At 50.9% G+C, this 20322-nt stretch carries 18 protein-coding genes and 3 pseudogenes; 8 read left to right on the forward strand and 13 right to left on the reverse strand.

Going from position 1 to position 20322, the window contains the following annotated elements; translation table 11 throughout:
* Positions 1-27 precede the first annotated feature (27 nt).
* Positions 28-486 carry a xanthine phosphoribosyltransferase gene (gene gpt / locus ACK8NJ_RS18490; protein WP_001291990.1) on the reverse strand — a complete coding sequence of 153 codons (459 nt, stop codon included), beginning with the start codon at positions 484-486 and terminating at the stop codon, positions 28-30.
* Between the two features lie 260 nt (positions 487-746).
* Here gpt and pepD point away from each other — a divergent pair, with 260 nt between their 5' ends.
* The gene (pepD, locus tag ACK8NJ_RS18495; RefSeq protein ID WP_001293009.1) at positions 747-2204 is read left to right on the forward strand and encodes a cytosol nonspecific dipeptidase; all 1458 of its coding nucleotides are present in this window, start codon (positions 747-749) and stop codon (positions 2202-2204) included.
* 47 nt (positions 2205-2251) lie between these two features.
* Positions 2252-2494, forward strand: coding sequence for a hypothetical protein (locus tag ACK8NJ_RS18500; RefSeq protein WP_032157404.1), 243 nt, complete (start codon positions 2252-2254; stop codon positions 2492-2494).
* 16 nt (positions 2495-2510) lie between these two features.
* Here the strand turns inward: ACK8NJ_RS18500 and ACK8NJ_RS18505 are convergent, their stop codons facing one another.
* The 6 genes and pseudogenes from ACK8NJ_RS18505 to lafU all read right to left on the reverse strand — a co-directional run bounded on the left by ACK8NJ_RS18505 (position 2511) and on the right by lafU (position 7510).
* Positions 2511-3020, reverse strand: a complete 510-nt coding sequence (locus tag ACK8NJ_RS18505; RefSeq protein WP_328115033.1) for a metal-dependent hydrolase — start codon at positions 3018-3020, stop codon at positions 2511-2513.
* Positions 3021-3081: 61 nt separating this feature from the next.
* Entirely contained in the window at positions 3082-3696 is a 615-nt protein-coding gene (gene prfH, locus ACK8NJ_RS18510; protein WP_328115032.1) for a peptide chain release factor H, read from the reverse strand.
* Positions 3697-3700: 4 nt separating this feature from the next.
* Positions 3701-4831: pseudogene (locus ACK8NJ_RS18515) on the reverse strand (RNA ligase RtcB family protein); the annotation flags it as partial.
* Positions 4832-5149: 318 nt separating this feature from the next.
* Positions 5150-5602, reverse strand: coding sequence for a GNAT family N-acetyltransferase (locus ACK8NJ_RS18520; protein WP_085459378.1), 453 nt, complete (start codon positions 5600-5602; stop codon positions 5150-5152).
* Positions 5599-6654, reverse strand: a complete 1056-nt coding sequence (dinB, locus tag ACK8NJ_RS18525; RefSeq protein WP_001226166.1) for a DNA polymerase IV — start codon at positions 6652-6654, stop codon at positions 5599-5601. Before dinB ends, ACK8NJ_RS18520 begins: the two co-directional genes overlap by 4 nt.
* A 70-nt stretch (positions 6655-6724) precedes the next feature.
* Positions 6725-7510, reverse strand: a complete 786-nt coding sequence (gene lafU, locus ACK8NJ_RS18530; protein ID WP_172950244.1) for a putative lateral flagellar export/assembly protein LafU — start codon at positions 7508-7510, stop codon at positions 6725-6727.
* Between lafU and ACK8NJ_RS18535 the strand changes: the two are divergent.
* The 3 genes and pseudogenes from ACK8NJ_RS18535 to ACK8NJ_RS18545 all read left to right on the forward strand — a co-directional run.
* Positions 7476-9194, forward strand: a pseudogene (locus tag ACK8NJ_RS18535) (flagellar biosynthesis protein FlhA); the annotation flags it as partial. The gene lafU and the pseudogene ACK8NJ_RS18535 sit on opposite strands and share 35 nt — an antisense overlap.
* Positions 9195-9298: 104 nt before the next feature.
* Positions 9299-9577, forward strand: coding sequence for a type II toxin-antitoxin system HicA family toxin (locus ACK8NJ_RS18540; protein WP_000598760.1), 279 nt, complete (start codon positions 9299-9301; stop codon positions 9575-9577).
* Positions 9570-9926, forward strand: a complete 357-nt coding sequence (locus tag ACK8NJ_RS18545) for a type II toxin-antitoxin system HicB family antitoxin (RefSeq protein WP_001030484.1) — start codon at positions 9570-9572, stop codon at positions 9924-9926. Before ACK8NJ_RS18540 ends, ACK8NJ_RS18545 begins: the two co-directional genes overlap by 8 nt.
* A gap of 56 nt (positions 9927-9982) precedes the next feature.
* Here the strand turns inward: ACK8NJ_RS18545 and ACK8NJ_RS18550 are convergent, their stop codons facing one another.
* Positions 9983-10732, reverse strand: a complete 750-nt coding sequence (locus tag ACK8NJ_RS18550; RefSeq protein ID WP_019842499.1) for a C40 family peptidase — start codon at positions 10730-10732, stop codon at positions 9983-9985.
* 300 nt (positions 10733-11032) lie between these two features.
* On the opposite strand from ACK8NJ_RS18550, the gene dpaA reads away from it, so the two are divergent.
* Positions 11033-11773, forward strand: a complete 741-nt coding sequence (gene dpaA / locus ACK8NJ_RS18555) for a peptidoglycan meso-diaminopimelic acid protein amidase (protein ID WP_001225679.1) — start codon at positions 11033-11035, stop codon at positions 11771-11773.
* Here the strand turns inward: dpaA and ACK8NJ_RS18560 are convergent.
* A complete protein-coding gene (locus ACK8NJ_RS18560) occupies positions 11744-12511 on the reverse strand; it encodes a class II glutamine amidotransferase (protein WP_000333380.1) in 768 nt (255 codons plus the stop codon). The genes dpaA and ACK8NJ_RS18560 overlap by 30 nt on opposite strands.
* Before the next feature lie 115 nt (positions 12512-12626).
* Positions 12627-13205, reverse strand: coding sequence for a D-sedoheptulose 7-phosphate isomerase (gene lpcA, locus ACK8NJ_RS18565; RefSeq protein ID WP_000284050.1), 579 nt, complete (start codon positions 13203-13205; stop codon positions 12627-12629).
* Between the two features lie 239 nt (positions 13206-13444).
* Between lpcA and fadE the strand changes: the two genes are divergently transcribed.
* Positions 13445-15889, forward strand: a complete 2445-nt coding sequence (gene fadE, locus ACK8NJ_RS18570) for an acyl-CoA dehydrogenase FadE (RefSeq protein ID WP_328114978.1) — start codon at positions 13445-13447, stop codon at positions 15887-15889.
* A 42-nt stretch (positions 15890-15931) separates the two neighbouring features.
* On the opposite strand, the gene ivy is transcribed toward fadE, so the two are convergent.
* Positions 15932-16378 carry an Ivy family C-type lysozyme inhibitor gene (gene ivy, locus ACK8NJ_RS18575; protein WP_001308392.1) on the reverse strand — a complete coding sequence of 149 codons (447 nt, stop codon included), beginning with the start codon at positions 16376-16378 and terminating at the stop codon, positions 15932-15934.
* 180 nt (positions 16379-16558) lie between these two features.
* Between ivy and yafV the strand changes: the two genes are divergently transcribed.
* Positions 16559-17329, forward strand: a complete 771-nt coding sequence (yafV, locus tag ACK8NJ_RS18580) for a 2-oxoglutaramate amidase (protein WP_001118043.1) — start codon at positions 16559-16561, stop codon at positions 17327-17329.
* A gap of 56 nt (positions 17330-17385) precedes the next feature.
* Here the strand turns inward: yafV and ACK8NJ_RS18585 are convergent.
* Together ACK8NJ_RS18585 and ltrA are read right to left on the reverse strand one after the other, a co-directional pair.
* A pseudogene (locus ACK8NJ_RS18585) lies at positions 17386-18507 on the reverse strand (ISAs1-like element ISEc1 family transposase); the annotation flags it as partial.
* Positions 18508-18713: 206 nt separating this feature from the next.
* Positions 18714-20036, reverse strand: coding sequence for a group II intron reverse transcriptase/maturase (gene ltrA, locus ACK8NJ_RS18590; RefSeq protein WP_001100275.1), 1323 nt, complete (start codon positions 20034-20036; stop codon positions 18714-18716).
* Positions 20037-20322: the final 286 nt, after the last annotated feature.

The following is a 20322-nucleotide window of genomic DNA, read 5'->3' on the forward strand; positions in this document are numbered from 1 at the left end:
GCCCGGCAGTGCCAGGCGTTGAAAAGATTAGCGACCGGAGATTGGCGGGACGAATACGACGCCCATATCCCACGGTTGTTCGATCCAGGTATCTTGCGGGATATCAACAACATAATCATCAACCAGCGGACGACCAGCCGGTTTTGCGAAGATGGTGACAAAGTGCGCTTTTGGATACATTTCACGAATCGCAACCGCAGTACCACCGGTATCCACCAGGTCATCAATAACGATGAAGCCTTCGCCATCGCCTTCTGCGCGTTTCAGCACTTTAAGCTCGCGCTGGTTGTCGTGATCGTAGCTGGAAATACAAACGGTATCGACATGACGAATACCCAGTTCACGCGCCAGTAACGCACCCGGTACCAGACCGCCACGGCTTACGGCAATAATGCCTTTCCATTGTTCAGAAGGCATCAGTCGGCTTGCGAGTTTACGTGCATGGATCTGCAACATGTCCCAGGTGACGATGTATTTTTCGCTCATGTGAAGTGTCCCAGCCTGTTTATCTACGGCTTAAAAAGTGTTCGAGGGGAAAATAGGTTGCGCGAGATTATAGAGATCTGGCGCACTAAAAACCAGTATTTCACATGAGTCCGCGTCTTTTTACGCACTGCCTCTCCCTGACGCGGGATAAAGTGGTATTCTCAAACATATCTCGCAAGCCTGTCTTGTGTTGACAACATTTTCTGCTAACCCTGTGACCTGCAATACTGTTTTGCGGGTGATCGACAAGGAGACTTAACGTGTCTGAACTGTCTCAATTATCTCCACAGCCGCTGTGGGATATTTTTGCCAAAATCTGTTCTATTCCTCACCCGTCCTATCATGAAGAGCAACTCGCTGAATACATTGTTGGTTGGGCAAAAGAGAAAGGTTTCCATGTCGAACGCGATCAGGTAGGTAATATCCTGATTCGTAAACCTGCTACCGCAGGTATGGAAAATCGTAAACCGGTCGTCTTGCAGGCCCACCTCGATATGGTGCCGCAGAAAAATAACGACACCGTGCATGACTTCACGAAAGATCCTATCCAGCCTTATATTGATGGCGAATGGGTTAAAGCGCGCGGCACCACGCTGGGTGCGGATAACGGCATTGGTATGGCGTCTGCGCTGGCGGTTCTGGCTGACGAAAACGTGGTTCACGGCCCGCTGGAAGTGCTGCTGACCATGACCGAAGAAGCCGGTATGGATGGTGCTTTTGGCTTACAGAGCAACTGGTTGCAGGCTGATATTCTGATTAACACCGACTCCGAAGAGGAAGGTGAAATCTACATGGGTTGCGCGGGGGGTATCGACTTTACCTCCAACCTGCATTTAGATCGTGAAGCGGTTCCAGCTGGCTTTGAAACCTTCAAGTTAACCTTAAAAGGCCTGAAAGGCGGTCACTCCGGTGGTGAAATCCACGTTGGCCTGGGTAATGCCAACAAACTGCTGGTGCGCTTCCTGGCGGGTCATGCAGAAGAACTGGACCTGCGCCTTATCGATTTCAACGGCGGCACACTGCGTAACGCCATCCCGCGTGAAGCCTTTGCGACCATTGCTGTCGCAGCTGATAAAGTCGACGCCCTGAAATCTCTGGTGAATACCTATCAGGAGATCCTGAAAAACGAGCTGGCAGAGAAAGAGAAAAATCTGGCATTGCTGCTGGACTCTGTTGCGAACGATAAAGCTGCCCTGATTGCGAAATCTCGCGATACCTTTATTCGTCTGCTGAACGCCACCCCAAACGGTGTGATCCGCAACTCCGACGTGGCAAAAGGTGTGGTCGAAACCTCCCTGAACGTCGGTGTGGTGACCATGACTGACAATAACGTAGAAATTCACTGCCTGATCCGTTCTCTGATCGACAGCGGTAAAGACTACGTGGTGAGCATGCTGGATTCGCTGGGTAAACTGGCTGGCGCGAAAACCGAAGCGAAAGGCGCGTATCCAGGCTGGCAGCCGGACGCTAATTCTCCGGTGATGCACCTGGTGCGTGAAACCTATCAGCGTCTGTTCAACAAGACGCCGAACATCCAGATTATCCACGCGGGCCTGGAATGTGGTCTGTTTAAAAAACCGTATCCGGAAATGGACATGGTTTCTATCGGGCCAACCATCACCGGTCCGCACTCTCCGGATGAGCAGGTTCATATCGAAAGCGTTGGTCATTACTGGACACTGCTGACTGAACTGCTGAAAGAAATTCCGGCGAAGTAATAACGATAACGTCCACGCCTGCGGGCGTGGACTACTGTTTGAAGCCAATGGCTATCTATATCGAAATAACAAAACATTATGAAACTCATGAAAAGGTCGCATATTTATATAGCTGCGACCATATTTCATGGGGAGAATTTCTGATCACCAAAGAAAGTTTTGCGCTGGAATCCGTGAAAGAACTTAAGGGTGAAAAGCAGAAATTTTATATGTTCAGAGCCTGGGGCAAAGTCAGGAGAGCATACTTAACCACGGGAGAATTCCCCCAGGAAACATGTTACGCCGCTTAAAGTCAGAATAATTTTTTCATGCATTTACCATTTTGGCATTACGCCTGCACCACATGGCAATGGCGGCAGCCACTAATGCCAGTTCCAGTAAAAACGACCAGTGTAATAAAAAATTGAGCCACCACGGATGATGTACCGCTGTAATATGAAAGAATGCAAAGGGTTGGTTAACGAAAGGCATCAGCCACCAGATATCACCGACCAGCGTATCGAGTAATAAATGGGTGATACTATTCAGGCAAAACACCACGCCCAACCACGCCGGAAGTTTATTCTTCGCAATTGCGGCCCAGACTAATGTCGCCGCCAGCGGAGCAAACCATAATAATGGCCAATGAGACGGGTAAAGATGATGATGGCGTTGCCCGTTATCAACCAGATAGCACCAGAAAAGATCAAAATCGGGCGCAATGGCCCCAACTAAGCCAATAACCATCGCCCAGCGCGCATGACGAGAAATCAGCGGTAGGCGTTTCACTAAAGTACAAGTTATTAAATAACCAGCCGGAAGATGACCGATAAACATGACGATTCCTTTCGTTTTTCCCGCCGCTTTCATGTAGAAAACGGCGGGAGACATTCCTCAATTACACAGCGACAAAAGCCATCCCTGTAAACGTTCGTCGCGGGTTGCCACGTTCAATCTGGTGATGGAACATTCGCCGCTGCGATTTCAGCGCCGCGCTATTTTTCTGTTGCTGCTGCTCCAGCTTCCAGGCAATCAGCAATCGCGCCAGCCGTTTGTTAGCATGCTGGCTGCGCTCTGACTGAACCTTCACGCTAATCCCGGATGCCAAATGCGTGGCGCGTACCGCCGAGTCGGTTTTATTGACATGTTGACCGCCCGGCCCCGACGAACGCAGCGTCTCATACCGGATCGCATCGGATTGCTCCTGCTCATCAGCGGTAAAACGCCCAATGCCCAGAAACCAGTTTTTGCGCCCATGATGAGGCCGATACGGACTCGGACAAATCCACTGAATAGTGCCGCACCAACTTTCGCTTAATGCCCATGCATTATCGCCATCCAGAGAAACCAGCGCTGAACGCAGCGTGTCAGAGTAGCGGCCCGTTTCTGTTTCCAGCACCGTTACCGCGACGTCTTGTCGGGTAGCTTCTTTAATCAGCCTGTCCAGCGCCTTTTTCACTGCGAGACAACATTCTTCCGGCCCCTGCGCTGAGGAGATTTGTAGCAAGATCATCCTTTTTTCCTCCACTGTTTTTGAGCGTTAGCACCGGACGCAGTCGCGCGACAGGAATAATTAAACCGGCCTGCAGCAGACATTGCACCACGCTTTCTGCCGATTTATAGGCCTGTGGCGCTTCTTCGAAGATGAGTTGTTTATCGCGACAAATCACCCGGCTGCCAAGTTCAGTACGCGAGAGTTGCGTCGCCGTGTAATTCGCTGCCAGACGCCCTTTACACTCGGTGCGCCCCCATTTACGCCCTGCCCCATGCGCCAGCGAGTGGAGCGTTTTTTCGTTCGCAACAGGCTCTACAAGCCAGGAGTAATCGCCGCGTGAACCGGGAATAATCACCAGACCGTTGTCATCCGGCGTGGCACCTTTACGATGCAACCAGCCCTGTTGATCACCGATTCGACACGCGCTAACAAAGTTATGCGCCACATCCAGAACCGGACTTCCCATGGCTTTCACTTGTTGCATTATGCGCAAAGCAATCAGCTGGCGATTAATACGCGCAAACGCCAGCGCATCGTCATGTTCCGCAATATACCGTAGCGCGTCGTCACTGCCTTCAGGCAAACCATGATGCGAAAACGAGGCAATATGCCGCTGTAAAATAGACTGCCCCAACCCCCTCGAGCCGCTATGAACCAGCAGTTGCAGATGCTGCGCATCCAGACCTGCCAATGCAAACAGTTCAGCGTCGATGATTTCATCAACTTGTTGCAGTTCTGCGAAGTGGTTTCCGCCACCGATAGAGCCAAGCGAGCTGCGCCACGGATGCTGTGCAAATGCTGACGGCAGGTTTTCCTCCAGCCAGCTTTCTTCAGCAACGTCATCCAAAGCTGATAATCGCTTTTCAAACTTATCGGCGTTGTATTTACGAGCGAGAATATCTGTTTGCCATAGCGCCATGCCACAGCCGATATCATTGCCGACCAGTGCCGGGTAAAAACGGCCTACGGAGAAGAACGCTGCGCCAATCGGGTAGCCGCGTCCGGGGTGTAAATCTGGCATCCCTGCTACGCGCTGCATGTTGGGTAAATTTGCCGTGGTGTGTAATTGTTGGATCGCTAAACTCTCGATCCACAGGTCATCAGATGCGATGGTAAATACCGCATCGGATAAGGGACGAATATATTTGCCCATGTACCATTCCATTTATACTCGTCATACTTCAAGTTGCATGTACTGCGGCTGCGTTCGTTCACCCCAGTCACTTACTTATGTAAGCTCCTGGGGATTCACTCGCTTGTCGCCTTCCTGCAACTCGAATTATTTAGAGTATATAAATATTAAAAATCAGGAAATGGCAGACGAATCCAGGGCAAGAAAAAAAGAATTAATCCTGGAAAGGTCTGCAAAGAGTCATTGATAAAGGATTTGTCATGATTTACCTCCTTGCAGTTTGTGGAATAAGAAAACGCGCACATATTAGGCGGGCGTTATTTTCATTGCAAGCTGGATTTAATGTTGCGGTTTATAACGCATATAAAAATTAATAAACCACGCTCCCCGGCATTCAACGCGCTGCTGCTTAACTGTCTGAAAACCATAACGTTCAAAAAAGGGTTTTGCGGTTATGCTGGCATCTACCGTTAGTTCGGATTCAGACTTAATCAAAGGTTTTAACAAAGCGCTGGCAACCCCACGGCGGGTGTATTCAGGGTCAACAAATAACATATCGATATAATGTTCAATGCGGGAAATAAAACCAACCGGTTGTGCATTAATGATCGCAACCCACACTTGTGATTTCGCGAGTTTCTCCTTCCAGCGAGATTCGTCAATCTGCGCCCAGGCGGCAATTTGTTGTGGTGAATAATGCTGACTGGCGGTCATCGTAACCGCTCTAATGAAAATAGCGCATAGTTGCTGAAAATCGCCAGGCTGATAGTTTCTTATTTGTATGTTATTCATAATCCCAGCACCAGTTGTCTTTCCATTTGAGGGTCAAGCAACGTCACATGCAGCCCCACCAGTCGCACACCGCGCCCGCCGCGACGTTCATCCCAGGTTTTACGCGCGGTGGCGATTAGATCAGCTTTATTCAGCCGCGGCCAGACGTGCTCCTGAGTGGTTTGCTGGAAATCGTCGAACTTTAATTTCACCCCCTGGCGAGCAATCAGTAAATCAGGTTTTACCTTTGCCAGACGGCGTTCAAGTTCCGGATACAGCCGCTCGATAATCGCTTCACATTCAGACCAGTGATGAATATCTTCCGCCATCGTGCGTTCCACGCCGACGGATTTTCGCAACCGTTCGCTGTTAACGTCGCGCTCGTCAATCCCCTGACTACGCTCCCACAAAATGCGGCCAAATTTGCCAAAACGTTTGAGCAGAGTCACCAGATCACACTTTTGCACATCACCGCAGGTTCGTAGTCCCATCGCTTCCAGCTTTGCCGCTGAGACTTTGCCGACGCCGGGAATTTTTGCCAGCGGTAAGGTTTGCAGAAATGCCGGAACTTCTGCCGGAGTAATCACAAACTGACCGTTGGGTTTATTCATGTCGGAAGCAATTTTGGCGAGAAACTTTACCGGCGCAACGCCCGCAGATGCCGTCAGTTGCAGCTCGTTAAAGATCGTCTGACGGATTTCCTGGGCGATGAGGGTCGCAGAACCGTGGCAATGGACGCTATCGGTGACATCGAGATAAGCCTCATCCAGTGACAACGGTTCAATGCGCGAGGTATAGCGCGAGAAAATTTCGCGGATATGATTTGAGGCTTCTTTGTAGGCGTCAAAGCGCCCTGGAAGCAGCGTGAGATGTGGGCATAATTTGAGTGCCATCCCTGTCGGCATAGCGCTACGTACGCCAAATTTACGCGCGGGATAATTGGCGGTGCTGATCACCCCCCGACGTTCGCGGCTGCCGCCAATAGCAATAGGGATATCGCGCAGGGCAGGATTGTCGCGCATCTCCACCGCTGCGAAAAAGCAGTCCATATCCACATGAATGATTTTACGCATTGCTCACCTCTCAACACTGGTAAAGTATACAGTGATTTCAGAGTTTGAGAAATGCGTAAAGATTCAGCATCTAGCGCGTTCGCTGCGAAAGCACCTGCTGCTTATCCAGCTTTTGCACCAGCGGCTGCACCACTTTATCCCCATGCTGACCAAAGTATTGATACAGCGTATCGGACGCACTTTTGGTCAGCACCATAATCTCAATGCGCCGGTTGCCCGCGCTTTGCGGATTTTTGGCATCCAGCAGCATCTGGTCCGCCATTGCGCTTACCTGCATCACTTTATCTTCCGGCATTCCGGCCTCTTCCAGCACCCGACGGGCCGAAAGCGCGCGATCGCCCGAAAGGTTCCAGTTGTTGTAGATATTGTTTTTGTAGGCCATCGCATCGGTATGCCCGGTGATGATGATCTTATTGTCGAGCGAATCAAAAACCGGCGCTAACTCCACCAGCAAAGTTTTAAAGAACGGCATAATCTGCGCGCTGCCGCGTTCAAACATATTGCGGTTCTGGTCATCTTTAATCAGCACGCGCAGTCCCTGGGGAACAATCTCCATCTCCAGATTCGCTTCCATATGCGCATCACGGGCGATGGTGTTGATACTGGTTGCCAGCTCACCAAGCTCGGTGGCTGATTTCTTCTTCAGCAGCGCCGTTTTCTCGTTGAGGTCGCGCGCTTTTTTCTCCGTCTCTTCCGGCACTGCCACGGTGGCAGGTTTTGACGGATGAGACGGGCTGATTTTATTTAACGGCGACAACCCGCCGCCATTGAAAATCGACTGCCCGTGCAGCGCGGCGATAATGCTTTCACGCTCGGATTTACTGACGCTGTTGACAATCAACTTTATCGTCGTCACCAAAGGGGCCGAGCGTATTTCCGAGGTTTCTGCCCGCTTTACCTTAGACGCGATGCCCGGTAAACAGATGGCGATTGACGCCGATCTTAACGCTGGGTTGATCAACCAGGCGCAGGCGCAAACCCGGCGTAAAGATGTTGCCAGCGAGGCCGATTTCTACGGCGCGATGGACGGGGCATCGAAGTTTGTGCGCGGGGACGCCATCGCCGGGATGATGATTCTGGCGATCAACCTGATCGGCGGCGTCTGTATCGGCATCTTCAAATACAACCTGAGCGCCGACGCCGCCTTCCAGCAGTATGTGCTGATGACCATCGGCGACGGGCTGGTGGCGCAGATCCCGTCCCTGCTGCTCTCCACCGCAGCGGCAATTATCGTCACCCGCGTCAGCGACAACGGCGATATCGCCCATGACGTGCGCCACCAGCTGCTGGCAAGCCCGTCGGTGCTCTACACCGCCACCGGGATCATGTTTGTGCTGGCGGTGGTGCCGGGGATGCCGCATCTGCCATTTTTGCTGTTCAGCGCCCTGCTTGGCTTTACCGGCTGGCGGATGAGCAAACGCCCGCAGGCGGCGGAGGCGGAGGAGAAAAGCCTCGAAACGCTGACCCGAACCATCACCGAAACCAGCGAGCAACAGGTCAGTTGGGAAACCATTCCGCTGATCGAGCCCATCAGCTTAAGCCTCGGCTACAAGCTGGTGGCGCTAGTCGATAAAGCCCAAGGTAACCCGCTCACCCAGCGGATTCGCGGCGTGCGGCAGGTGATTTCCGACGGCAACGGCGTGCTGCTGCCGGAGATCCGTATTCGGGAAAACTTCCGCCTCAAGCCCAGCCAGTACGCCATTTTCATCAATGGCATTAAGGCTGATGAAGCGGATATTCCGGCGGATAAACTGATGGCCCTGCCCTCCAGCGAAACCTACGGCGAGATTGACGGCGTGCTGGGGAACGACCCGGCGTACGGGATGCCGGTGACCTGGATCCAGCCCGCGCAGAAAGCGAAGGCGCTGAATATGGGGTATCAGGTGATCGACAGCGCCAGCGTGATTGCCACCCATGTGAACAAGATTGTCCGCAGCTATATTCCTGATTTGTTTAACTATGATGACATCACGCAGTTGCATAACCGTTTGTCGTCGATGGCACCGCGACTGGCGGAAGACTTAAGCGCGGCGCTCAATTACAGCCAGTTGCTGAAAGTGTATCGCGCGCTGCTGACCGAAGGCGTTTCCCTGCGCGATATCGTCACCATCGCCACCGTGCTGGTCGCCAGTAGCACAGTGACCAAAGATCATATCCTGCTGGCGGCCGATGTACGCCTGGCATTGCGGCGCAGCATTACCCATCCGTTCGTTCGCAAGCAGGAGCTGGCGGTGTATACGCTGAATAATGAGCTGGAAAATCTGCTGACCAACGTGGTGAATCAGGCGCAACAGGGCGGGAAAGTGATGCTCGACAGCGTACCGGTTGACCCGAATATGCTCAACCAGTTTCAGATCACGATGCCGCAGGTGAAGGAGCAGATGAAAGCGGCGGGGAAAGATCCGGTGCTGCTGGTGCCGCCGCAGTTGCGTCCTTTGCTGGCGCGCTATGCGAGATTGTTTGCGCCGGGGCTGCATGTGCTGTCGTATAACGAAGTGCCGGATGAGCTGGAGTTGAAGATTATGGGGGCGTTGAGTTGATTGAGGAATCTTTTCCATGCTTTGCAGCACCTGACACCATTAATTGACGTCACACTGCAAAGAGACTACGATGACACCATACAATGACGTCATGGATTGATAGTATGATTAAGGTCAGCGCGCTAGGCTCTCGTCATAGAAAAACATTCGACGATGTAATGACGGAGCCGCCAAAATCTGGAATTAAATGGGATGATGTTGTTGCACTCATTAAAGCTGTGGGTGGAACAATAAAAAATAACAACGGCTCCAGACGAAAATTTCAGATTGGAACGACCAAATTCAGCACACATGAGCCACATCCAAAGAATGTGATGGATAAAGGCGCAGTAGCAGGTCTTAAGGAGTGGTTTGTTAACTGTGTAGGGGTAGATTATGAATAAAGCATCGAACATTATCACAATTAAAGGTCAACCAGCCGCAGTGACATTTGAAGCCGATATCAACGCATTTCGCGGCAAGTTCCTCAATGTAAACGGTTATTGTGACTTTGTAGCCACAAGTATTGAGGCATTATATCGTGAAGGCGAAAGCGCGCTGGATGAGTGGATGGCGGATTGTGAAGAGGACGGTATTGCCCCTTTTCGTGAAGAAGAAGAGCAAAAACGGCTGACGCTTCGTGTTCCTCATCACATTGATTCGCGGCTGACCATCGTCGCCAGACAACATTCCATTTCAAAAAACCAGCTCATTGTTGATGTCTTAGAACGTGAGTTTTCAGCCCAGATGTAAACAGGTCGGATGCCGCGTGGCATCCGACCTTTTGCCAGTTCGTCAATATTACCCATTTACAAAATCGTCTCTTCCGTCAAAATCCGGCGCGCGCCTAAAAAATGGTCCTGCCAGAAAGGTTCAGCTAACCGACTTACCCGTATGGTTTCCCCGGTGCGCGGCGACTCAATAAACTGTCCATCGCCCAGATACACGCCCATATGGTCGGCAATCTCGCGGCTGTGGATATGAAAAAACAGCAAATCTCCCCGGCGCAGGTCGTTATTCGCCACAATGGTTGCCCGGCGATAGTGATACATCTCATTAGCCGTGCGTGGGAGTTTCGCCTCGAGGATCTTGTTGTAGGCATAAAAAACCAACCCGCTACAGTCGAAGCCTTGATCGGGCCGCGTGCCGCCCCAGACGTAAGGCTTGCCAAGCTGCTGCTCCAGGCGGTGAATCGCCACTTCGGTGATGTTGTGTAGATGGTCGCTGCTTAAGAAATGGTTGTTCTCCGCCAGCGCCTGCCAGCGTCTGTCACTTGCCTTGAGCGGCGCAGGAAACCATTCTGGATGCTGTTTTATCTGTTCGCGGTTGTGCTGGCGCAGCGCCTTTCTGCTTTCGGCATTGCCTTCCACAATATAGCTGGCCTGTTTTTTCAGATGGGTTTGGTACTGTTTTAATAAACGCGCACGGTTTTGCATCCGCTGGCGGGCGGCGTAGCTGAATGAGATATGTGATGTGGTGGCGCTGGCGAGTAAAGGGAGCAAAACGCATAACGAAAACACGCCTGGATGCAGAAATCTGCCGAGCAAGAACGAAGACATGAAGGACATAAACCGGCTGAATGAAGGTGAGAATTTTAAAAGACCGGAGGAGTAAACGGGATTATTAATTGCTTATTTGCATATTACTATTGAGGTTTCATAATCTTAGGAAATAAATGATACATGCGCTTTTCGGACTATTGAAAACTGCCCCTGTGCTAAATTTGTAAACCCTGCGCCGACAGGCTTGCGTAAAACTCTTTTGGTGATAATGTGAGCCTTCCAAATCCAGACTATTCCGATTTGGGATCTATTTTGCCGTCCTGGCGTGTGTAACCGTTTTATCAAGGAATAAGCAGTATGCGTAAAATCGCATTAATTCTTGCGATGTTGTTGATCCCGTGCGTTTCGTTTGCCGGTTTGCTGGGCAGCAGTAGCTCGACCACGCCAGTGAGCAAAGAGTATAAGCAGCAGTTGATGGGATCCCCTGTCTACATCCAGATCTTCAAGGAAGAACGTACGCTCGATCTCTACGTCAAAATGGGCGAGCAATATCAACTGCTCGACAGCTATAAAATCTGTAAATATTCCGGCGGCTTGGGGCCAAAACAGCGTCAGGGCGATTTCAAAAGCCCGGAAGGGTTTTATAGCGTCCAGCGTAATCAGTTAAAACCAGACAGCCGTTACTACAAGGCGATTAATATTGGATTCCCCAATGCCTATGACCGTGCGCATGGTTATGAAGGGAAATATCTGATGATCCACGGCGATTGTGTTTCCATCGGCTGCTACGCGATGACCAATCAGGGTATTGATGAGATCTTCCAGTTCGTTACTGGTGCGCTGGTTTTTGGTCAGCCGAGCGTGCAAGTGAGTATTTACCCGTTCCGCATGACCGACGCCAATATGAAGCGCCATAAATATTCCAACTTTAAGGACTTCTGGGAGCAGCTGAAGCCGGGTTACGACTACTTTGAGCAAACCCGTAAGCCACCGACCGTTTCTGTGGTCAATGGTCGTTACGTGGTCAGCAAGCCGTTAAGCCACGAAGTTGTGCAGCCACAGCTGGCATCAAACTACACGCTCCCCGAGGCAAAATAAGCGCCATTCGCCTGGCATAATCTTTTGCCAGGTTTCATTGCCCGTCAGCGGCTGTGTCGCAATCACCGTGACCACATCATTCGGTGTGGTCTGCGAGCTGAAGTCGATTTCCACATCCTGATCCAGCAACGTTGCCACGCCAAACGGCGCGCGGCGGGTGATCCAGTGTAAATTAGTCGAGCAATACGCCATTACATAGCGCCCGTCAGAAAGCAGCATGTTGAAAACGCCCTTCTGCCGCAGTTCATCCGCCAGTGAGGCGATATATTTAAACACTGCCGCCATGTTGCCCGGTGTGCGCGGGTAACGCTGCGTTAATTTATGCAGGAGCCAGCAGAAGGCTTTTTCGCTGTCGGTTTCACCGACCGGGCGGAAGTTGCCGGTTTCCAGTGATTTATAGCCCGTCAGTTGCCCATTATGGGCATAAGTCCAGTTACGCCCCCATAACTCGCGGGTAAACGGGTGAGTATTTTCCAGCGCCACCTCGCCCCGATTCGCCTGGCGAATATGAGCCACCACCGAACAGGATTTTATCGGGTAGTCCTGGACAAGTTTGGCGATGGGGGAATTAAAGCTGGGTTGTGGATCTTTAAATGTGCGACAGCCTTTACCTTCGTAAAAGGTGATGCCCCAGCCATCTTTATGTGGCCCGGTTCCACCACCACGCTGTACCAGACCGGTGAAACTAAAGCAGATATCGGTAGGGACGTTGGCGCTCATCCCGAGCAATTCGCACATGGGTAACCTCCACAACAGCGGGAGCACATGGCCCCCGGCGAAGATTGATTAAAAAGTAAAAAGGTGCAGGCTGTTACCCTCACCCCGGCCCTCTCCCTGAAAGGGAGAAAAGACCTTACTTAACCATCTCTTTTTCAATTAACTGGATCAGGATATGGATAACTTTAATGTGAATCTCCTGAATGCGGTCGGCATAACCAAAGTGCGGTACGCGAATTTCGATATCCGCCGTGCCAGCCATTTTGCCGCCATCTTTACCGGTCAAGGTGATCACTTTCATCCCCTTCTCACGCGCCGCTGCGATCGCTTTGATCACGTTTGCAGAGTTACCGGAGGTGGAGATCCCCAGCAGTACATCGCCTTCGCGACCTACCGCTTCAACGTAACGGGAGAAAATATCATTGAAACCAAAATCGTTACCGACGCAGGAAATATGACTAACGTCAGAAATGGCAATCGCCGGGTAGCCCGGACGGTTTTCACGGTAGCGACCGGTCAACTCTTCGGCAAAGTGCATAGCGTCGCAATGGGAGCCGCCGTTGCCACAGGAAAGCACTTTGCCACCGGCTTTAAAGCTGTCTGCTAACAGGACCGCCGCGCGCTGAATGGCGTGAATATTGGCGTCATCTTTTAAAAAGTTAGCCAGCGTTTCCGCCGCTTCGTTCAGTTCGTTACGAATAAGATCCTGGTACATGAGGATATCCTTCAGCATAAATGTAATAGACAAAATGCAGTGTACCGGATACCGCCAAAAGCGAGAAGTACGGGCAGGTGCTATGACCAGGACTTTTTGACCTGAAGTGCGGATAAAAACAGCAACAATGTGAGCTTTGTTGTAATTATATTGTAAACACATTGCTAAATGTTTTTACATCCACTACAACCATATCATCACAAGTGGTCAGACCTCCTACAAGTAAGGGGCTTTTCGTTATGATGATTTTGAGTGTTCTCGCTACGGTTGTCCTGCTCGGCGCGTTGTTCTATCACCGCGTGAGCTTATTTATCAGCAGTCTGATTTTGCTCGCCTGGACAGCCGCCCTCGGCATTGCTGGTCTGTGGTCGGCGTGGGTACTGGTGCCTCTGGCCATTATCCTCGTGCCATTTAACTTTGCGCCTATGCGTAAGTCGATGATTTCCGCGCCGGTATTTCGCGGTTTCCGTAAGGTAATGCCGCCGATGTCGCGCACTGAGAAAGAAGCGATTGATGCGGGCACCACCTGGTGGGAGGGCGACTTGTTCCAGGGCAAGCCGGACTGGAAAAAGCTGCATAACTATCCGCAGCCGCGCCTGACCGCAGAAGAGCAAGCGTTTCTCGACGGCCCGGTAGAAGAAGCCTGCCGGATGGCGAATGATTTCCAGATTACTCATGAGCTGGCGGATCTGCCGCCGGAGTTGTGGGCGTACCTTAAAGAGCATCGTTTCTTCGCGATGATCATCAAAAAAGAGTACGGCGGGCTGGAGTTCTCGGCTTATGCCCAGTCTCGCGTACTGCAAAAACTCTCCGGCGTGAGCGGGATCCTGGCGATTACCGTCGGCGTGCCGAACTCATTAGGCCCGGGCGAGCTACTGCAACATTACGGCACTGATGAGCAGAAAGATCACTATCTGCCACGTCTGGCGCGTGGTCAGGAGATCCCTTGCTTTGCACTGACCAGCCCGGAAGCGGGTTCCGATGCGGGCGCGATTCCGGACACCGGGATTGTCTGCATGGGCGAATGGCAGGGCCAGCAGGTGCTGGGCATGCGTCTGACCTGGAACAAGCGTTACATTACGCTGGCACCGATTGCGACTGTGCTTGGCCTGGCATTTAAACTCTCCGACCCGGAAAAACTGCTGGGTGGCGCAGAAGATTTAGGTATTACCTGTGCGCTGATCCCGACTACCACGCCGGGCGTGGAAATTGGTCGTCGCCACTTCCCGCTGAACGTACCGTTCCAGAACGGACCGACGCGAGGTAAAGATGTGTTCGTGCCGATCGATTACATCATCGGCGGGCCGAAAATGGCCGGGCAAGGCTGGCGGATGCTGGTGGAGTGCCTCTCGGTAGGCCGCGGCATCACCCTGCCTTCCAACTCAACCGGCGGCGTGAAATCGGTAGCGCTGGCAACGGGTGCGTATGCGCACATCCGCCGTCAGTTCAAAATCTCTATTGGTAAGATGGAAGGGATTGAAGAGCCGCTGGCGCGTATTGCCGGAAACGCTTATGTAATGGATGCTGCGGCATCGCTGATTACCTACGGCATTATGCTCGGTGAAAAACCTGCCGTGCTGTCGGCTATCGTTAAGTATCACTGTACCCACCGTGGGCAGCAGTCGATTATTGATGCGATGGATATCACTGGTGGCAAAGGCATTATGCTCGGGCAGAGCAACTTCCTGGCCCGTGCTTACCAGGGCGCACCGATTGCCATCACCGTTGAAGGGGCTAACATTCTGACCCGCAGCATGATGATCTTCGGACAAGGAGCGATTCGTTGCCATCCGTACGTGCTGGAAGAGATGGAAGCGGCGAAGAACAATGACGTCAACGCGTTCGATAAACTCCTGTTTAAACATATCGGTCACGTCGGTAGCAACAAAGTTCGCAGCTTCTGGCTGGGCCTGACGCGCGGTTTAACCAGCAGCACGCCAACCGGCGATGCCACTAAACGCTACTATCAGCACCTGAACCGCCTGAGCGCCAACCTCGCCCTGCTTTCTGATGTCTCGATGGCTGTGCTGGGCGGCAGCCTGAAACGTCGCGAGCGTATCTCGGCACGTCTGGGGGATATTTTAAGCCAGCTTTACCTCGCCTCTGCCGTTCTGAAGCGTTATGACGACGAAGGCCGTAATGAAGCCGACCTGCCGCTGGTGCACTGGGGCGTACAGGATGCGCTGTATCAGGCAGAACAGGCGATGGACGATTTACTGCAAAACTTCCCGAACCGCGTGGTTGCCGGGCTGCTGAATGTAGTGATCTTCCCGACCGGACGTCATTATCTGGCACCGTCTGACAAGCTGGATCATAAAGTGGCGAAGATTTTACAAGTGCCGAACGCCACTCGCTCACGTATTGGTCGCGGTCAGTACCTGACGCCGAGCGAGCATAATCCGGTTGGTTTACTGGAAGAGGCGTTGGTGGATGTGATTGCCGCCGATCCAATTCATCAGCGGATCTGTAAAGAGCTGGGTAAAAATCTGCCATTTACCCGTCTGGATGAACTGGCGCACAACGCGCTGACGAAGGGGCTGATTGATAAAGATGAAGCCGCTATTCTGGTGAAAGCTGAAGAAAGCCGTCTGCGCAGTATTAACGTTGATGACTTTGATCCGGAAGAGCTGGCGACGAAGCCGGTAAAGTTGCCGGAGAAAGTGCGGAAAGTTGAAGCCGCGTAATTGAATAACGGAGCCGAAAGGCTCCGTTTCTTTATCCGCTAATTATTTAAAATTAAAGCCATCCGGATGGTTTTCCAGGCTGCCGGTCAACGCCGCGAACAGCACCGTTTTACCATCAATCGAAAGCGCATCGTTCACATTCAACCAGGTGAGTTTCTCTTGCGACGTTTTCTCATCAATAGTCGAGAACAGCCCCGTCATCTGATTAGATTTCTCGGACCACATCACAGCGATACGTTGCGAGCCACAGTCATGCGGTTTGCACGCGCTCATCACCTGATACGTCTCATCTCCCAACGTTACGGTTTGTGCAGGGGTATAAGTCCCGCCTTTCATCACCCAGGCAGGCAGCTTATGCCCTTGCACCATCTGATTAAACGCAGCTTTGGTGGTTTCGCCCTTTGCAAGGCTGCTAATGGTTAAATCATCCTGCGCCATTGCACTGGTGGCGATGACCAGAGCGGCGACTGTCGTTATTGCCTTAAACATCATTCCTCCCGAGCTTATCCTGCCCATGTTATTAACCTCCTAAAGCCTGGCGATAACACGATAATTTGCAAATCAGATATTTCCAATATCAGCATTTGTTATCAATTTATTCTGCGCTAAGGCAACTGCCTGATAAGGTGTTAGAGTTATAAAACCCTTCACATAAAGGAGTTGTACACCGTGCCTGGTTTGAAGATTACGCTTTTACAGCAACCACTGGTGTGGATGGATGGTCCTGCCAACCTGCGTCATTTTGATCGTCAACTGGAAGGTATTACCGGACGCGATGTGATCGTTCTACCGGAGATGTTTACCAGCGGCTTTGCCATGGAAGCGGCAGCTTCGTCGCTAGCACAAGATGACGTAGTGAACTGGATGACAGCCAAAGCGCAGCAGTGCAATGCGCTGATTGCAGGCAGTGTTGCATTACAAACGGAGTCTGGTTCGGTTAACCGCTTTTTGCTGGTTGAGCCGGGCGGCACGGTACATTTTTATGATAAGCGTCATCTGTTCCGAATGGCAGATGAGCATCTGCATTATAAAGCGGGCAATGCGCGAGTGATTGTGGAATGGCGCGGCTGGCGTATTTTGCCGCTGGTGTGCTACGACTTACGTTTTCCGGTGTGGTCGCGCAATCTCAACGATTATGACCTCGCCCTGTACGTCGCCAACTGGCCTGCTCCGCGCTCTCTGCACTGGCAGGCATTGCTGACGGCCCGCGCGATTGAGAATCAGGCGTATGTGGCGGGATGCAATCGCGTCGGCAGCGATGGCAACGGCTGCCATTATCGTGGTGACAGCAGGGTGATTAATCCACAGGGCGAGATTATCGCTACTGCCGACGCGCATCAGGCAACGCGCATTGATGCGGAGCTGTCGATGGTGGCATTGCGGGAATATAGAGAAAAGTTTCCGGCATGGCGGGATGCGGATGAGTTTAGGTTGTGGTGAGTGGGTGTTGTGTTTAGGGCCGGGGAGAGTCGGGGTATGACTACGAAAGCCCGCTCTCCTGCAAGGACTGACGCCAGGTAGTTTCTGTCCATGGCTGCTTTTCGCATCTTACGTCTTAACCCTGCCTTGAATACATTATCATTCGTTAAAATATTAATAGCGATGTGCCGTATCCCTGAAAATAATTCTGCTGCATTTCCTCTTCTTATTTTGCAGTCGTCTTCATTCATTACCACGTCCAGACGCCAGTGCAGCTTATTCTCCACGTGCCAGTGGTTTCGGATTGCTGTGGCGAACTTCTCTGCGGTTAAATCAGCAGAACTGATATAATATCTGACCGTCATTTCTGGCTCTTTCTTTTGTTCTGCTATTATTGGCCGAAAGGAGACTGCCACGCATAATTTCTTCAGACCTTTCCATTCAAACGTGAAATCAATAAGTTCATCAGGGACATCGCAAACAATGTGAAGACGGATTTCTTCTCTGCCGTGACTCTTTTCACTAATTGCGTAACTGTCATGCTCTGGATTATTTAATTCTTTCAGCGGAAATTTTTCCTCGAAGGCTTTATTTAGCCGCCCCTGGTTTCCTTTTACAGCGAATAAATAATCACCTCCCTGTTTTTGTATCTCCTCTGCAATATCTTTCTGGCAACCCATCGCATCAGTTGTGATAATTTTTCCTTTAATATCCAGCATGTTAAGAAGTTCTGGGATAGCTGTAATCTCATTGGATTTCTCATCCGTCTTGATCTGTCCGATGACCAGACTGTGCATTGTTGAGAACGCACTAATGACATGAATCGCTCCCCTGCGGCGACTCTTGTCATAAGAGTGCCGGAGCGTTTTTCCATCAATTGCAATGACGCCTTTATCATCTGAAGAATGGCAGTCACGCATCCAGTTAATAAAGCACTCGTGAAATTTTGCAGGACTGATACAGGATACAACTCTGGCAATGGTATCGTGAACAGGAATACCATTTTCAAAATCACCATATTGCTTCAAAAAATCGAGATGTGTTTCCCCAAAATCCTCTATATCTTCCCAACCTTCTGCACCCGAAATAACGGCACAAATAGTCAACAGTAGAATATCCGATAATTTATGTTACACTTTCCAGGCTTGTCTGTAATCGGGGATAATAGAAATATGCTCCATCAATTTTTTAAGTTCCATTTTGTGCTCCTTAATTATGTAAGGAGTATTTGATCATGTATAAGCAATAAAAAACAGCTTTAGGTAATGAGGAATATCTCAATTTTTAAACATAAAATGCGAATTGTTTAGTACAAAAAGTGTACTTCTAGTGAGTAGGCCACCGGAACCTCCCCGACAGCCTCTCGCAGAACCGTATGTGAAACTCTCGCTTCATACGGCTCCCGTCAGGCAAACGCGCTTTCCGGTCCTGCTTTCCAGTGGGCAAATAATTCCGGCTTCTCTTTCGACAGTCTTTCCATTAACTGACACGCCTTCGTCTTTTTATACCGCAGGGTCTTATACTTCTTTCTCAACCACGCAATCAGGAGCAGATTGATATATCTGCACACCTTCTTCATCGCTGATTTATAGTATTTCGCGTAATAGTTCAGCCACCCCGATATCATCGGATTCAGCCATTTCGCAATATCTTCGAGACTCATCTCCACCCTGCGTCTGAGCCGCAGTTTCCTGAGTTTTCCGATCATGCCTTTCTGCGCACTGTTACTCACCGCCGGGCTGAAACTCGTAAAGAGATTTCCCCTTCGCTGATTACGTGCCCTTCTCGCCCTGAACGTATACCCCAGAAAATCAAACTGCACTGTTTCGTGGTTCGCCTGTCGTTCGCTGTCTTTGCAGTAAACTATTTTCGTTTTCTCCGGATGTAATTCCAGTCCACATTCCTGAAAACGTTTTGCCAGTTTATTCAGTAATTCCTCTGCCTGTTGTTTACTGCCACAATGAATTAATCCATCGTCTGCATACCGGCACCACGGAATTCCCGGATAATGTAACGTCAGCCACTTATCAAACACATAGTGCAGAAATAAATTCGCCAGTACCGGGCTGATGACGCCGCCCTGTGGCGTACCTTTATTTCTTTCCTTCAGTGTTCCATCCGGCATCTGCACTGGCGCTGTCAGCCACCGGCGAATAGACAGTCTTACCCATTTATCCGCGCAATGTTTATCCACTGCCCTGAGTAATAAATCGTGGGGGATATTATCGAATAACCCTTTAATATCAAACTCAAGACACCAGTCGTATTGCCAGCAACGTTTTCTGGTGACTGCTATTGCATCCAGCGCCGATTTTCCATGCCGGTATCCGTATGAATCATTCAGGAAATAACGCTCCACTAATGGTTCAAACGTTATCAGCACCGTCATCTGCGCTATTCGGTCGCTTACTGTCGGTATTCCTAAAAGTCTTTTACTTCCATCCTTCTTCGGAATTTCCACCGCACACACTGGCGGCGGCATCCCGCTTCCCGACGATAACCTGTTCCAGATTTTGTACAGATTTCCTTTCAGATCCCGCTCAAAATCTTTCAGCGTCTGGTTATCCACTCCGGCAGTTCCGGCATTCGCTCTTACCCGCCGGTACGCTTCCACCACATGCAATTTACTGACCTGAAACGGTTTTGTCTGTTCACCCGCAGCCTCCTCCTGTTTACAGTTGGGCTGTGATGCAGACTGCCCGACGCTGTCCCTTCGCTCCACGTTCATTACAAACGCTTCCTCACTACTACGAACAGCTCTGCCCCGGTTTCGCACATCGATACTCTCATACTCATAATTTCGGTTATTTGTATTTCTCTCTTGACATTGCGACGACCAGTTCCCGTAGTTCCTGCAAAGAGCCTGATACAGCGTCATGCCTGCTATACGCCGGACACCATTCACGCAGCATTCGGAATTCACCCGTAAATTAATCCCGGCGGTATCATCATGCCTCCGGTTTTGATGTCACTTAGGACTAACGACCTTTCAACACAGGTTCGGGTTTACTCAT

The sequence above is a fragment of the Escherichia sp. F1 genome (assembly GCF_046764225.1).
Lineage (GTDB): Bacteria > Pseudomonadota > Gammaproteobacteria > Enterobacterales > Enterobacteriaceae > Escherichia > Escherichia coli.

Bases quoted from the DNA above. Each gene is read 5' to 3' on its own strand.
- gpt (WP_001291990.1), bottom strand. From the start codon at position 486: ATGAGCGAAAAATACATCGTCACCTGGGACATGTTGCAGATCCATGCA.
- ACK8NJ_RS18500 (WP_032157404.1), top strand. From the start codon at position 2,252: ATGGCTATCTATATCGAAATAACAAAACATTATGAAACTCATGAAAAG.
- ACK8NJ_RS18505 (WP_328115033.1), bottom strand. From the start codon at position 3,020: ATGTTTATCGGTCATCTTCCGGCTGGTTATTTAATAACTTGTACTTTA.
- prfH (WP_328115032.1), bottom strand. From the start codon at position 3,696: ATGATCTTGCTACAAATCTCCTCAGCGCAGGGGCCGGAAGAATGTTGT.
- ACK8NJ_RS18520 (WP_085459378.1), bottom strand. From the start codon at position 5,602: ATGAATAACATACAAATAAGAAACTATCAGCCTGGCGATTTTCAGCAA.
- dinB (WP_001226166.1), bottom strand. From the start codon at position 6,654: ATGCGTAAAATCATTCATGTGGATATGGACTGCTTTTTCGCAGCGGTG.
- ACK8NJ_RS18540 (WP_000598760.1), top strand. From the start codon at position 9,299: ATGATTAAGGTCAGCGCGCTAGGCTCTCGTCATAGAAAAACATTCGAC.
- ACK8NJ_RS18545 (WP_001030484.1), top strand. From the start codon at position 9,570: ATGAATAAAGCATCGAACATTATCACAATTAAAGGTCAACCAGCCGCA.
- ACK8NJ_RS18550 (WP_019842499.1), bottom strand. From the start codon at position 10,732: ATGTCTTCGTTCTTGCTCGGCAGATTTCTGCATCCAGGCGTGTTTTCG.
- dpaA (WP_001225679.1), top strand. From the start codon at position 11,033: ATGCGTAAAATCGCATTAATTCTTGCGATGTTGTTGATCCCGTGCGTT.
- ACK8NJ_RS18560 (WP_000333380.1), bottom strand. From the start codon at position 12,511: ATGTGCGAATTGCTCGGGATGAGCGCCAACGTCCCTACCGATATCTGC.
- lpcA (WP_000284050.1), bottom strand. From the start codon at position 13,205: ATGTACCAGGATCTTATTCGTAACGAACTGAACGAAGCGGCGGAAACG.
- fadE (WP_328114978.1), top strand. From the start codon at position 13,445: ATGATGATTTTGAGTGTTCTCGCTACGGTTGTCCTGCTCGGCGCGTTG.
- ivy (WP_001308392.1), bottom strand. From the start codon at position 16,378: ATGTTTAAGGCAATAACGACAGTCGCCGCTCTGGTCATCGCCACCAGT.
- ltrA (WP_001100275.1), bottom strand. From the start codon at position 20,036: ATGAACGTGGAGCGAAGGGACAGCGTCGGGCAGTCTGCATCACAGCCC.